Annotated in this window: 14 protein-coding genes; 3 read left to right on the top strand and 11 right to left on the bottom strand. The window is 73.4% G+C overall.

The window, feature by feature from the left end; all coding sequences use genetic code 11:
- Window positions 1-27: 27 nt before the first annotated feature.
- The 10 genes from ACWD01_RS14575 to ACWD01_RS14620 form a co-directional block, all read right to left on the bottom strand.
- Window positions 28-942, bottom strand: a complete 915-nt coding sequence (locus ACWD01_RS14575) for a LysR family transcriptional regulator (protein ID WP_451161619.1) — start codon at window positions 940-942, stop codon at window positions 28-30.
- Window positions 939-2,132 carry a glycine C-acetyltransferase gene (locus tag ACWD01_RS14580; RefSeq protein WP_451161621.1) on the bottom strand — a complete coding sequence of 398 codons (1,194 nt, stop codon included), beginning with the start codon at window positions 2,130-2,132 and terminating at the stop codon, window positions 939-941. The genes ACWD01_RS14575 and ACWD01_RS14580 overlap by 4 nt, the downstream gene beginning before the upstream one ends.
- Window positions 2,133-2,186: 54 nt before the next feature.
- Window positions 2,187-3,215, bottom strand: coding sequence for an L-threonine 3-dehydrogenase (gene tdh, locus ACWD01_RS14585; protein ID WP_451161623.1), 1,029 nt, complete (start codon window positions 3,213-3,215; stop codon window positions 2,187-2,189).
- A 145-nt stretch (window positions 3,216-3,360) separates the two neighbouring features.
- Window positions 3,361-4,335 carry a DUF6397 family protein gene (locus ACWD01_RS14590; protein ID WP_451161625.1) on the bottom strand — a complete coding sequence of 325 codons (975 nt, stop codon included), beginning with the start codon at window positions 4,333-4,335 and terminating at the stop codon, window positions 3,361-3,363.
- 125 nt (window positions 4,336-4,460) lie between these two features.
- The gene (locus ACWD01_RS14595; RefSeq protein WP_451161627.1) at window positions 4,461-4,865 is read right to left on the bottom strand and encodes a roadblock/LC7 domain-containing protein; all 405 of its coding nucleotides are present in this window, start codon (window positions 4,863-4,865) and stop codon (window positions 4,461-4,463) included.
- 102 nt (window positions 4,866-4,967) lie between these two features.
- Window positions 4,968-5,588 carry a GTP-binding protein gene (locus ACWD01_RS14600; RefSeq protein ID WP_451161629.1) on the bottom strand — a complete coding sequence of 207 codons (621 nt, stop codon included), beginning with the start codon at window positions 5,586-5,588 and terminating at the stop codon, window positions 4,968-4,970.
- Between the two features lie 97 nt (window positions 5,589-5,685).
- The gene (locus ACWD01_RS14605) at window positions 5,686-6,105 is read right to left on the bottom strand and encodes a DUF742 domain-containing protein (RefSeq protein WP_451161631.1); all 420 of its coding nucleotides are present in this window, start codon (window positions 6,103-6,105) and stop codon (window positions 5,686-5,688) included.
- Window positions 6,102-6,533, bottom strand: coding sequence for a roadblock/LC7 domain-containing protein (locus ACWD01_RS14610; protein WP_451161633.1), 432 nt, complete (start codon window positions 6,531-6,533; stop codon window positions 6,102-6,104). The genes ACWD01_RS14605 and ACWD01_RS14610 overlap by 4 nt, the downstream gene beginning before the upstream one ends.
- A complete protein-coding gene (locus ACWD01_RS14615) occupies window positions 6,530-9,124 on the bottom strand; it encodes a nitrate- and nitrite sensing domain-containing protein (RefSeq protein ID WP_451161635.1) in 2,595 nt (864 codons plus the stop codon). The genes ACWD01_RS14610 and ACWD01_RS14615 overlap by 4 nt, the downstream gene beginning before the upstream one ends.
- 116 nt (window positions 9,125-9,240) lie before the next feature.
- Complete coding sequence (locus ACWD01_RS14620) at window positions 9,241-10,068, bottom strand: MHYT domain-containing protein (protein ID WP_451161637.1); 828 nt, start codon at window positions 10,066-10,068, stop codon at window positions 9,241-9,243.
- A 195-nt stretch (window positions 10,069-10,263) separates the two neighbouring features.
- Between ACWD01_RS14620 and ACWD01_RS14625 the strand changes: the two genes are divergently transcribed.
- Window positions 10,264-10,890, top strand: coding sequence for a class I SAM-dependent methyltransferase (locus ACWD01_RS14625; protein ID WP_451161639.1), 627 nt, complete (start codon window positions 10,264-10,266; stop codon window positions 10,888-10,890).
- 28 nt (window positions 10,891-10,918) lie between these two features.
- Here ACWD01_RS14625 and ACWD01_RS14630 read toward each other — a convergent pair whose 3' ends face one another.
- Window positions 10,919-11,674 carry an alpha/beta fold hydrolase gene (locus tag ACWD01_RS14630; RefSeq protein WP_451161641.1) on the bottom strand — a complete coding sequence of 252 codons (756 nt, stop codon included), beginning with the start codon at window positions 11,672-11,674 and terminating at the stop codon, window positions 10,919-10,921.
- Window positions 11,675-11,788: 114 nt separating this feature from the next.
- Here ACWD01_RS14630 and ACWD01_RS14635 point away from each other — a divergent pair, with 114 nt between their 5' ends.
- The gene (locus ACWD01_RS14635; protein WP_451161643.1) at window positions 11,789-12,322 is read left to right on the top strand and encodes a PadR family transcriptional regulator; all 534 of its coding nucleotides are present in this window, start codon (window positions 11,789-11,791) and stop codon (window positions 12,320-12,322) included.
- An 85-nt stretch (window positions 12,323-12,407) separates the two neighbouring features.
- Entirely contained in the window at window positions 12,408-12,740 is a 333-nt protein-coding gene (locus ACWD01_RS14640) for a hypothetical protein (protein WP_451161645.1), read from the top strand.
- Window positions 12,741-12,784: the final 44 nt, after the last annotated feature.

A 12,784-nucleotide genomic window follows, 5' to 3' on the forward strand; every position in this document is an offset into this window, starting at 1 on the left:
CAGGCGGCGGCCCGGCCGCGTGTCCGGTCAGTCGGTCGTGAGGCCCTGCGCCGTGGCGGCCAGGGTGTCGAGGACCGGGCGGATCAGAGGGTGGCTCTCCGCGCCGCGGCGGACCGCGGCGAAGACACGGCGCGTGGCGGCCGGGCCGGCAACGGGGCGCACCACCGTGTCGCGCAGCTCCATGCCGCGCAGGGCGGAGCGGGGCACGAGCGCGACCCCGGCGCCCGCTCCGGCGAGGGCGACGACGGCACGGAAGTCGTCGGAGGAGTGCACGAGGCGCGGCTGGAATCCCGCCAGCTCGCAGGCCAGCAGCACCATGTCGTGACAGGGGTTGCCCGGGTAGGGGCCGATCCAGTCGCTGTCGTGGAACTCGGCCAGCTCCACATGTTCCGTCCCGGCGAGCGGGTGGTCGGCGCGCAGGACCGCGTCGAACGGTTCCGCGTACAGCGGCACCCGGGCCAGCCGCCGGTCGTCCGCGCCGGGAGCACCCCGGTACTCCACCGCGACCGCGATGTCCGCCTCCCCGTCGAGCACCAGCGGCAGGCTTTCGTCGCCCTCCGCGTCCCGCACCCGTACGCGGATGCCGGGGCGCGCCGCCGCCAGCCGGATCATGGCCGGGGCGACGACCTCGGCGATGCCGGTGGCGAACGCGGCGACGCTCACCTCTCCGGCCGCGCCGTCCGCGTACGCGGCGAGCTCTGCCTCTGCCCGCTCGAGCTGCGCCAGCACGGCGTGGGTGTGGGTGAGCAGGATCTCGCCGGCCGCCGTCAGCCGCACGCCCCTGCCGCTGCGGATCAGCAGGGCGTGGCCCGTCTCCTGTTCCAGCGCGTTGAGCTGCTGGGAGACGGCCGAGGGGGTCAGATAGAGCGCGGACGCCGCGGCGGTCACCGTACGGTGGTCCGCCACGGCCCGCAGAATACGCAGCCGTCGGGGGTCGATCACCCGGCCATTGTCGCGCGTGCGTCGACGAAGGCCGCCACCGCCCGCTTCACGTCCTGGGTGGAGTGCGCCGCGGAGAGCTGGACCCGGATCCGCGCCTGGCCCATGGGGACGACCGGGTACGAGAAGCCGATCACGTACACGCCGCGTTCCAGCAGCAGTTCGGCCATGCGTCCGGCCTCGGCGGCGTCGCCGATCATGACAGGGGCGATGGCGTGGTCGCCGGGCAGGATCTCGAAGCCGGCCGCGGCCATCTCGGTGCGGAAGAGCTTGGTGTTGGCGGTGAGCTTCTCCCGCAGGTCGCCGGCGGACTCCAGCAGGTCGAGGACCTTGAGGGAGGCGGCGGCGATCACCGGGGCGAGGGAGTTGGAGAACAGGTACGGCCGGGAGCGCTGGCGCAGCAGCTCCACGATCTCCGCGCGGGCGGCGACGTAACCGCCGGAGGCGCCGCCGAGGGCCTTGCCGAGGGTGCCGGTGATGATGTCGACGCGGTCCATCACACCGTGCAGTTCGGGGGTGCCGCGGCCGCCGGGGCCGACGAAGCCGACGGCGTGCGAGTCGTCGACCATGACCATGGCGTCGTAGCGGTCGGCGAGGTCGCAGATCTCGGCGAGCGGGGCGACGTAGCCGTCCATGGAGAAGACGCCGTCGGTGACGATCAGCCGGCGGCGGGCGTCCTGCGTGTCCTTGAGCTGCTGCTCGAGGTCGGCGAGGTCGCGGTTGGCGTAGCGGTGGCGGCGGGCCTTGGACAGGCGGATGCCGTCGATGATGGAGGCGTGGTTGAGGGCGTCGGAGATGACCGCGTCCTCGGGGCCGAGGAGGGTCTCGAACACGCCGCCGTTCGCGTCGAAGCAGGAGGAGTAGAGGATCGTGTCCTCCTGGCCGAGGAAGGCGGCCAGCCGCTGCTCGAGCTCCTTGTGGATCTCCTGGGTGCCGCAGATGAAGCGGACGGACGCCATGCCGTAGCCCCAGCGGTCGAGCGCGTCCTTGGCGGCGGCGACGACCTCCGGGTGGTCGGCGAGGCCGAGGTAGTTGTTGGCGCAGAAGTTGAGGACGTCGCCGGGGGCCCCGCCGGCGGTGACGGCGACGGAGGCGCTCTGCGGGGTGCCGATGACCCGCTCGGGCTTGTAGAGACCGGCGTCGCGGATCTCGTCGATCGTGGCGCGCAGGTCGTCGCGGACGGACGCGTACATGAGGCTTCTCCTGGGTGCGTGAGCGCGGGGGCGCGGACGGTCAGACGGTCACGGTCAGACGGTCCAGTCGAGGATGATCTTGCCGCTGCGGGCGGTGGCGGCCTCGTCGAAGGCCGCGTCGAAGTCCTGGTAGCCGTAGCTTCCGGTGATCACCGGGCTGAGGTCGAGGCCGCCTTCGAGCAGGACCGTCATCGCGTACCAGGTCTCGAACATCTCGCGGCCGTAGATGCCCTTGATGGTGATCATCGAGGTGACGATCTTCGACCAGTCGACGGCGAACTCCTGCGCGGGCAGCCCGAGCATCGCGATGCGGCCGCCGTGCGTCATGTTGTCGACCATGTCGCGCACGGCCTCCGGGCGGCCGGACATCTCCAGACCGATGTCGAAACCCTCCTTGAGGCCGAGCTGCCGCTGCGCCGCCGCGATGTCGGTCTCAGAGACGTTGACCGCGAGGGTCGCTCCGACCTTGCGGGCGAGCTCGAGCCGGGACTCGCTGACGTCGGTGATGACGACGTTGCGCGCGCCGGCGTGCCGGGCGACGGCGGCGGCCATTATCCCGATGGGGCCGGCGCCGGTGATGAGGACGTCCTCGCCGACGAGGGGGAAGGACAGCGCGGTGTGCACCGCGTTGCCGAACGGGTCGAAGATGGCGGCGACATCGAGGTCCACCTGGGTGCGGTGCACCCACACGTTGGACGCGGGCAGTGCCACGTACTCGGCGAACGCGCCGTCGCGGCCGACGCCGAGGCCGATGGTGCTCCGGCACAGGTGGCGGCGGCCCGCCAGGCAGTTGCGGCACTTGCCGCAGACCAGATGGCCCTCGCCGCTGACGATGTCGCCGACCGCGATGTCGTTCACGTCCGCGCCGACCGCAGCGACCTCGCCCACGAACTCGTGGCCGAGAACCCTCGGCGTGGAGACGGCCTGCTGGGCCCAGCCGTCCCACGACCTGATGTGCAGGTCGGTGCCGCAGATGCCGGTGCGCAGCACCCTGATGAGCACGTCACCGGAGCCGGTCTCCGGCTCGGGGACGTCCATGAGCCACAGGCCGGGCTCGGCATGCTGCTTGACAAGTGCCTTCATCGATGCGGCTCCAGGCATGGGGTGACGGACGGTCGCGGTGACCGGATATCGAAAATACGGCCCCGGTCAGTGGACGGGCTCCAATTTGCCCAGCTCGGAGCGTCACGTCCATCGAGGTTTTCTTAAGCGGGCCCACAGCGCAGCTTCATGCCCGCGCCGGCCGTCTGCTCAGCAGCCGCCCGAGCAGGCTCCGGACCCTCCTCCGCGAGGGGCCCGGCCCGGCCTGGCGGCCGGGTGCGTGGCGGGGTGGGCGGCCCGGTGGATGGGCGAGTGAGCGGCCGGGTGGGTGCCACCGGCCGGAGCCCTCAGCCGCCGGCGCAGGCTCCGGCCGGTGGCCGGGGGCGGGGCGTGGGGCGGGGCGTGGGGCCGGGGAGTGTTCGCGCGCCTGCCGCAGCGCGTCGGCGAGGCTCGTCCGGTGCCACAGGATCTCGTCGGGGTCGTCGGCCCGCAGCAGCCGCTCCACGATCTCCTGCCCGGCGGGCGACTTGGGCCGGGCCGCTGCGAGCTCGGGACGGAGCACCCGCAGATACGAGCGTTCGTACGGATCGGGGACCACCTCGGCGATCGTCACCGGATCGAGCAGGGCCGCGATCGCGGCGGCCTGCTGCCACGGGTCGGCGGCGAGGCGCAGCAGTTGGCCGAGCCGCCGGCCACGCCAGTTCCGCGGGCGCCGGTCCTCGCCCGCCTCCAGTGCCGCGCGGGCCTGAGGCGGCGTCGCTCCCGTCAGCAGCGCCGGGTGGTCGCGGGCGAAGTCCCTGACCTCTTCGGCGAGGTAGAGCCACACCACGGCGTGGTAGCGGTTGACATAGAAACGGACCGGGGTGAGGTGGCCCGTGCGGGCGAGCCTGAGGAACCTGCCCGGACTGATCGAGGCGAGGGCCGCGCCGTCCGCCGTGCCGACGGTCCGCAGCCGGTCCCGGAGCGTGTCGGGAAAGCCCTGCCGTCCCCGGAGCCGCTCGATCTCCCTCCGGTCGAAGCGTGGTGGCCGGCCCCGCCCGTCCGGCAGCGCGGGCACCTGCCCGAGCTGGACCGCGAGGTCGAACTCGCCGCGCCGCAGGCCCAGTTCCTGGGCGGCCCGGCCGGACGCGAAGCTGGTCGTGACTGTCTGTCGTACCGTCATGTCGGTCTCCCCCGTGAGCGGTGAATACTCTCGGTGACGACCGTAGCCCGGGACGGGGACATCCCGCCGCGGCCTGTGGACAACTCGTTCCTGCCCTGTTCAAACGTGTCAGAGCTGTTCAAACGTCAGAAGGGACTGCCGCCCGGCTGTCGCGCGTCGACCGCCAGGTGCTCGCCGACCCGGTTGACCATGAGCGTCATCTCGTACGCGACCTGGCCTATGTCGGCCTCGGCGTCGCTGAGCACACACAGGCAGCTGCCCTCGCCCGCGGCGGTCACGAAGAGCAGCGCGTCGTCGAACTCGATCATCGTCTGGCGTGCCCGGCCGGCCCGGAAGTGGCGGCCCGATCCCCTCGCGAGGGAGTGCAGACCGGAGGAGACGGCGGCGAGGTGTTCGGCGTCCTCCCGCGCGAGGCCCGAACTCGCGCCGGTCACCAGGCCGTCGTTGGACAGCACGAGTGCGTGCCTGATGTGGTCGACCCGTTCCGTCAGGTCGTCCAGCAGCCAGTCGAGTCCCTTGTCCAACGCCATGGTCGATCGTCCTCCCCGCTGTTCCGTTCCCCGTGGCCTCGCGTTCGCCTCGCCAGCCTTTCGCACGCGGCGGCGCACGGCAAGGTGCCCCGGTCGGCGCTCTCATTGCTGCGGCCGCCCGCAGGCGTCGAGCATGCGGGTGGTGTGGACCCGCCCGGCGTACTCGACGAGGCGTACGAGGACCTCCTTGCCGGAGTCGCGTTCCCTGGCGTCGCACAGGACGACGGGTGTTCCGCCGTCGAGGTCGAGCGCGCGGGCGACGTGGTCGGCGGTGAACGTCCGGGCGCCGGGGAAGACGTTCACGGCGACGACGAACGGGATCCGGCGGTGCTCGAAGTAGTCGACGGCCGGGAAGCAGTCGTACAGCCGCCGGGTGTCGGCGAGGACCACCGCGCCGAGGGCGCCCTGCGCCAGCTCGTCCCACAGGAACCAGAAGCGGTCCTGGCCCGGTGTCCCGAACAGGTACAGGGACAGTCCGGAACGGATGGTGATGCGGCCGAAGTCCATGGCCACGGTCGTCGTGGTCTTGCGGTCGACCCCGTCCGTGTCGTCCACGGTGCGGCCGGCGCTGCTGAGCCGTTCCTCCGTCCGCAGCGGCCGGATCTCGCTGACCGCGCCGACCAGGGTGGTCTTGCCGACGCCGAAGCCGCCGGCGACCAGGATCTTCAGCGCAAGGGCGGTGGTGTCCTCACCGGTGCCGTGGTCGAGGGTCTGGGAGTCCATCGGTCGCTTCTCTCGTGTCGAGGGGTGAGGGTCGAGGGGTGAGGGGTGGCGGGAAGTGAAGGTGGCGGGGAGGGCACGGGCCCCGGTCGACGTGGCGTCACAGCGCTCTCAGTCCCTCGATCACCTCCCGGAGGATGCGCTCGTCCGGCAGCTGCGCCGGCGGCACGGGCCGGCTGACCTTCACGAACCCGGCTTCGAGCAGGTCGCCGAGGAGCACCCGTACGACGCCGACGGGCAGATCGGCGTCGGCGGCGAGCTCCGCCACGGACTGCGTCTCGCAGAGGCACAGCTTCAGCAGTACCCGGTGCTCGGGGCCGAGCAGGGACTCCTCGCCGGGCCGGGGGCCGTCGGGCTCGACGACGACCAGGGCGATGAGGTCGAACCGCACGTTGCTCGGTCCCGGTATCGTGCGCCCGCCGGTCATCGCGTACGGGCGGACCAGCGGGCCGGCCTCCGCGTCGTACCACTGGCTTCCCGTGGGCCCGGTTCCGCCGGGCCCGGTGTCCGTGCCGCTCATGTCGCGTCGACGCGCGGTGGGGTGCGCAGGTGTTCGCCGACACGTTTGACGAGGCGGGCCATCTCGTAGGCGACCAGGCCGATGTCGGCCGTGACGGAGGTGAGCACGGCGAGGCAGGACCCGTCACCGGCGGCGGCCACGAACAGGAAGCCGTCGTCCATCTCGACCATCGTCTGGCGCACCCCTCCGGCGTGGAAGTGCCGCCCTGCGCCCTTGGCCAGGCTGTGGAAGCCGGAGGCGACGGCGGCCAGGTGCTCGGCGTCCGCACGGCTCAGCGCGTGGGACGCTCCCACCGGCAGGCCGTCGTTGGACAGCACGATCGCGTGCCGCACCTCCCCGGCGCGCTGTACGAGGTCGTCCAGCAGCCAGTCCAGGTCGCCGAACCGGTGGTGGTAACGGTGCGCCGCGGCCGTGTCGTACTCGGTCATGCGTGGTCTCCTTCGATGCCTGGGGCCGCCGGACCCGGCACGCTGCCGCCGCCTCTGGTCCAGCCGTTGCGGTACGCGGTCATCCGGTCGCGGACCAGTTCGGGGGTGCGCTCCGCGGGGCCGTCGTCCGCGGGCGCGGCACTGCGGGGCTCCTCCCGGCGAGGCGCTTCGCGCAGCTGCGGGACGAGGTGGGACTGCCGCACCCGCCGGGGGAGTTCGCCGTCGCCGGCCTCTGCCGCCGACTCCCGCAGCCGCAGCGCCCGCAGGGTGGGGGGCGCGGTCGGCGGGGAGCCGATGGCAGAGCGGGCCCCGCTGACGGAGTGGGGCAGTGACGGGACGGTGGGCGTGGGGGCGGGGTGCCGTGGCTCCGGGCTCCGGGACACGTCGTAGGGACGGGGCAGGTCGCGGGGCCCGGGCACGTCGTGCGGCCAGGTGTCCGGGGCGTGGGCTCCCTCGGCGTGGAGGACGGCGCGCGTGTCCGGGACGTCCTGAGCGTCGTCGGCGGCGACGGGCAGCGCACTCTGCAGCAGCGCGGTCGGCAGCAGGATCACCGCGGTGCTGCCCCCGTACGGCGAGGCGCGCAGGTGGACCTTGATGCTGTGGCGGGCGGCGAGCCGGCTGACGACGAACAGGCCGAGCCGGTCGCTGTCGAAGAGATCGAGGGCCTCCGACTCCTCCAGCCGGCGGTTGGCCTCCGCCAGGACGTCCCTGCCCATGCCGAGTCCCCGGTCCTCGATCTCCAGGACGTAGCCGTTCCCGACGGGCTCGCCGTTGACCCGCACCTTGGTGTGCGGGGGCGAGAACTGGGCGGCGTTCTCGATCAGTTCGGCGAGCAGGTGGGTGATGTCGGCGACGGCGGCGCCGGTGACGGCGGTCTCCGGCAGCTGCGGCACCTCGACGCGTGCGTAGTCCTCGATCTCCGAGACCGCGGCCCGGACGACGGCGGTCAGCGGCACGGGCCTGCTCCAGGCCCGGCCCGGGGCGGCGCCGGAGAGGATGATCAGGCTCTCCGCGTGGCGGCGCATCCGGGTGGTGAGGTGGTCGAGCCGGAAGAGGTCGCCCAGTTCGCCGGGGTCGTCGGCGCGGCGTTCCATGGCGTCGAGCAGGGTGAGCTGGCGGTGGACGAGGGTCTGGCTGCGGCGGGCGAGGTTGACGAAGACGCCCGAGATGCCGTCGGCGAGTTCGGCGCGCTCGACGGCGGCGCCGAGGGCCGCCCGGTGCACGGTGGCCAGCGCCTCCGAGACCTGTCCGATCTCGTCCTCCGCCGGGAAGCCGGGCGGGGCCTCCGCGTGGATGTCGATCTGCCGGCCGGTGCGCAGCCGGCGCATGGCATGGGGCAGTTTGCGCCGGGCTATCTCCAGTGCGCTGTTGCGCAGGGTGACGAGCTCGACGACGAGGCCCCGCCCGATGCGTACGGAGATGACGAGCGAGGCCACGACGGCGACGAGGCCGAGGAGGACGGCGCCGCCCGCGCCGGTGAGGACTCCTCCGCCGAGCGGGTCGGAGCGGTCGGCGGCGCCGCGGCGCGCCCGGTCGGCGATGGCACGCATCCCGTCGGCGACGGCCGTGTACGCCTGGTCCCAGGCGTCGGCGGGGACTGCCGTGGCCGCCTTGCGGCCGGGCGGGGCGGCGACCAACCGGTCCTCGGCGGCGCGCAGTCGCCGGTACTCGGACCGTGCGGTGAGTTCGCGCCAGGCCGCTCGCTCCGGGCCGCGCAGGTCCGCGGCGGCTCCCTCGGCGAGTGCGGTACGGGTGGCGACGGCGCCGGTGAACGTCCGCAGCCGCGTCGCGTCGAAGGTCCCGGCGCTCTGTGCGGAGGTCACCAGGACGTCCTCGCGTGCCAGCATCTCGCCCGCCCTGGCGAACTCCAGCAGCACGCGGGCGTCCGACCCCGGCCCGTAGTCCTGTACGCCCGCGACGGCGCCGGTCACGTCCAGCCCGGCGGTGACGGCGTCGGTGTAAATCCCGTACGCCGTGTCCCAGTGGGCCTCGCCGTCGAGGACGGCGGTGCGCGCGTCCCGCACCGCCGCGGCCCGCGCGACGAACCGGCCGAGCCGCTGCGCGACGGTGCCGGGCATGTCGCCGCCGTCGGCGACGGTGTGCTCGTCGCCGAGGCGGAGCCTGCCGACCGCGTCGTCGGCGCGGCGGGCCGCGAGCCGGAGGACGGACTCGCGCTCGTCGGACGGGTCGGCCAGGTGCCGCAGGGCGGCCCGCCGTTCCGTCTGGAGGGCGGTCACGGCCGTGGCGGCGGGGGCCGTCACCTCCTCCTCGATGCGCTGGGTCTGCCGCAGCCTGGCCATGTCCTGGGCCGTGGTGACGGTGGCGAACCCCCACAGGGCCAGCAGCGAGACGACGGGAACCATGAGCAGCGAGATGACCTTCGCCCGTACGGTCCGCGGACGCCTCGGCAGCCACCGCCGGGAGTCGTGCGACGGGGCCGGCGCGGCGGGCGGTTCCTGTCCGGTGTGCTGTCCGGTGTGTTCGACGGCCGGCCGGCCGGCGTGGGCGCGCCGTCCGCGGACCGCCGGCCCGGCCGGCGGTGGGGGCGGGAGCGGCGTCCGGCCGCCCGGGTTCGTACGGGGTGTGGGCATGAGCTCCTCGTTCCGGAGGCGTCCTGGGCGCGGCAGCGTCGCCCGGACCGGTCCAGGGCCTGTCCGGCGGCCTCCACGCCCGGGGCGGACCTGGGCGTGGCGACGGCCGGCGGACGTCAGACGGTGGTGGTGTTCGTGGCGGGCGTGGCCGCGGCCGGGGCCCCGGGACCGGACGCGTAATCGGACGCGGGATCGGACGCCGCCCAGGTGGAGGCGTCGCGTTCGCCGGCCGCCGGGGACAGTGCGACGAAGGCGGCGGTGACGAAGAGGTACGAGCCCAGACCGACGGTGAGCGGGAAGATGAACTGCATCGCGGTGGCCCCGGCCAGGTCCCCGGCGCCCGGGGCGACCTCGACGCTGACGGCGAGCATTCCCGTGTAGTGCATGCTGCTGACGGCCGCCCCCATGACGAGCGACGCGGCGGCCACCGCGACGGGCGACTTGATGTTGAGTGCCGCCCACAGCGCCGCGGTCGCGGCGACCACCGCGATCACCACGGACAGCGCCACCAGGAGCGGGTCGTAGTGCACGGTGCCGTGCAACCGCAGTGCGGCCATGCCCACGTAGTGCATGCTGGCGACGCCGATCCCGGTGGAGAGGCCGCCGATCAGCAGCGGCCCGATCCGGTCGTGGCCGTGGCCGACGCAGAAGACACCGCCGCCGACGACGAGCATCGCGACGACGAGGCTGACGATGGTCAGCGGCACGTTGTAGCGGATGTCGGTGCCGCGTACGGCGAAGCCGAGCATGGCGACGAAGTGCATCGTCCAGATGCCGGTGCCGATGGCGGAGGCGGCGGTGATCAGCCAGTTGCGCCGGGATCGGCCGGTGGCCGAAAGAGCGCGCACGGTGCAGCGCAGCCCGAGGGCGGCGCCGACGACAGCCATCAGGTACGACAGCGCGGGTGTCAGCAGGCCGAAGGCGGCGTGGTCCAGGTGTCCCATGAGTCAGGGACGCTAACCCCCAAGGGGGAGCGCGTTCGGGGCGCAGTTCGAAAGCTGGCGAAATATGACAGAGAGATGTTTCTGAACGATCGTGCCGCGCTCGAACGTGTGCGCAGTGGACCGCGTACGGAGCGGCGGCGGGCGGGTTACGGCCGGCCGTGACGGCCCGGGCGCCCATGGCGGATCATGGTGGCCATGGCCGACGATCGCAGTGACGACCACACCCGGGTGCAGGAGTTCTTCGGGGCCCGGGCAGCCGACTGGGACAGCCGCTTCCCCGACGACGGCCCCGCCTATGCCGCCGCCGTCGGCGAGATGGGGCTGCGCGCCGGTCAACTCGTACTCGACGCGGGCTGCGGCACGGGCCGCGCCCTCGAATCGCTGAGGTCGGCCGTGGGCCCGTCCGGCACGGTCCTCGGCTGCGACCTGACACCCGAGATGCTGTCCGCGGCCCGGCGCGCGGGACGCGACCGCAGCGGACACCTGCTGCTCGCCGACGTGGCCCGGCTGCCGCTGCGCACCGGTGCGCTCGACGCGGTCTTCGGCGCCGGGCTGATCTCCCACCTGGCGCAGCCTGCGGAGAACCTGCGTGAGCTGGCCCGCGTGGTGCGGCCGGGCGGCCTGCTGGCGTTGTTCCACCCGATCGGCCGGGCCGCGCTCGCCGCACGCCAGGGCCGGCAGATCACCCCGGACGACCTCCGCGCCGAGCCCACTCTGCGCCCCCTGCTCGCCCGCTCGGGCTGGCGGCTCACCTCCTACACCGACGAGGACGACCGCTTCCTCGCCCTGGCGGTACGCGAGCCTCCAGCCGCGGCAGGCTGACCGACGCGGGACGGCCGGGCGGGCGTGCTCAGCGCGACGCGAGCGCCGCCGCAAAGGCGTCCGGATTGTCGAACATGACGTTGTGGCCCGCACCCGGGACGGTCACCACCCGCACGCCGTGGGCCACCAGTTCGTCGTGGCCGGGCAGTTCACCGCTGCGCTCCCCCTGGAGGTAGGTACGGTCGACCGCGGCAGCCATGAGCATCCGGCGCATGGTGGGCCGCGTGCCCCGGACCAGACCCGTGGCGCTGCGGTGCAGTGCGAGGGGGTCGGCGAGCCGCATGGTGGCCGCCCAGAGCGGACCGCCCCGTTCCAGCACCCGGTCGAAGCCGCCGCCGTGCACGAACTCGTCCTCGGTGCACGACGCGATGCCGCTGCTGCCCGCGGTGCTCGGCGGATCGGGGTCCAGGTTGGCCTCGGTGAGCGTGAGCGCGGCGACCAGGTCCGGCCTGCGGTGCGCGAGGACGACGGCCACCGCGCCGCCCATACTGTGGCCGACGATCTCCGCGGGGCCGGTGTCCGCCGTGTCGAGGACGGCCGCCAGAGCCGCCGCGTGGTCCTCGAGGGTGTACCCGAACTCGGCCGGCCGGTCGCTGATCCCGTGGCCCGGCAGATCGACGAAGAGCGAACGGCGGCCCGCCAGTGCCGGCCGCGCGGCGATGTGCGCGTGGTACGGGGCGGACGCGGCGCCCAGTCCGTGCACGTACACCCGCGGGACCCCGCCGCCGGCGGCCTCCGTCCACCGGATCATGCCACCTCGTCCGTCGAAGCCGGTCTGCCGCACTGCCACTCCCCTGTTCGCCGCCCGGTGGTCCCGAGATCCGAGACTATACATCGGCACCGATGTATAGCGCTACGGAAATACAACCCCGGCGATCCGGTGCGGCAGAATGCGGGCATGCTCGAGCTCGCCATCCTCGGATTCCTTTACGAGACACCGCTGCACGGCTACGAACTGCGGAAACGCATCGCCGCACTGACCGGTCATGTGCGGCCGGTGGCGGAGAGCACGCTCTACCCGGCGATCAAGCGGCTGGAGAAGGCGGGACTGCTGGCCCGGGAGACCCGGCCCGGAGCCGTCGCCGCGCCCCGCCACGTCCTGACGCTGACCGACAGCGGGCGGCGGGAGCTGCTGCGCAGGCTCGCCGAGCCCGCCGAGGCCGAGATCACGGACGAGAACCGCTGGTTCACCGTGCTCGCGTTCCTGCGGCATCTGACGGACGGCGCGGCGCAGGCACGTGTGCTGCGCCGCCGGCTGGCCTTCCTGGAGGAGCCGGCGAGCTTCTTCTACGACGGTGGACGGCCCTTGCGGGCGGAGGAGCTGGACGACCCCTTCCGGCGCGGCATCCTCACCGTCGCGCGGGCCACGACCGCGGCCGAGCTCGGATGGCTCCGGGAGACCCTCGACACGCTGGAGCCGCGGGACCGGTAGGCGAGGAAGGCTCCGAGGCCTTCTCGTCAGCGTTCGGGCGCGGTGCGAAAATAGGAGGCTTCACAAGTCGGCGGCGGCTGCCGCCATGGAGAAGGTGGTCCCCGTGCTAGCTCGGCTCCGTAGCTTCATGGCCTCGCGTCCCGCCCCGGCGAAGGCGGACGCGCCCTCCCGGCAGCACAACATGTTCGAGGCGGCCGCGACGTATGTGACGGCGTGCGTGGCGGACGACGACGAGCGGATGAGCGAGGCGGCGGGGTGGGTCGATCCGGACGCGCTCGTCTTCGGTCTCAACGAGCTCGCCTGCCGTGCCGTGACGGCGCTCGCCCGGGAGCGGAACGTGCCGGTGGAGGCCGTGGCAAGGGAGCTGCTCGGCCTGCCGCGGGCGGAGCGGGCCGAGCGGGCGCTGGGCGCGAATTAGCCGCCGCCCACCCTCGACGTGCGGGTTACCCACTGGTTAAGGTG

It is taken from the genome of Streptomyces sp. NPDC002835 (assembly GCF_053591995.1).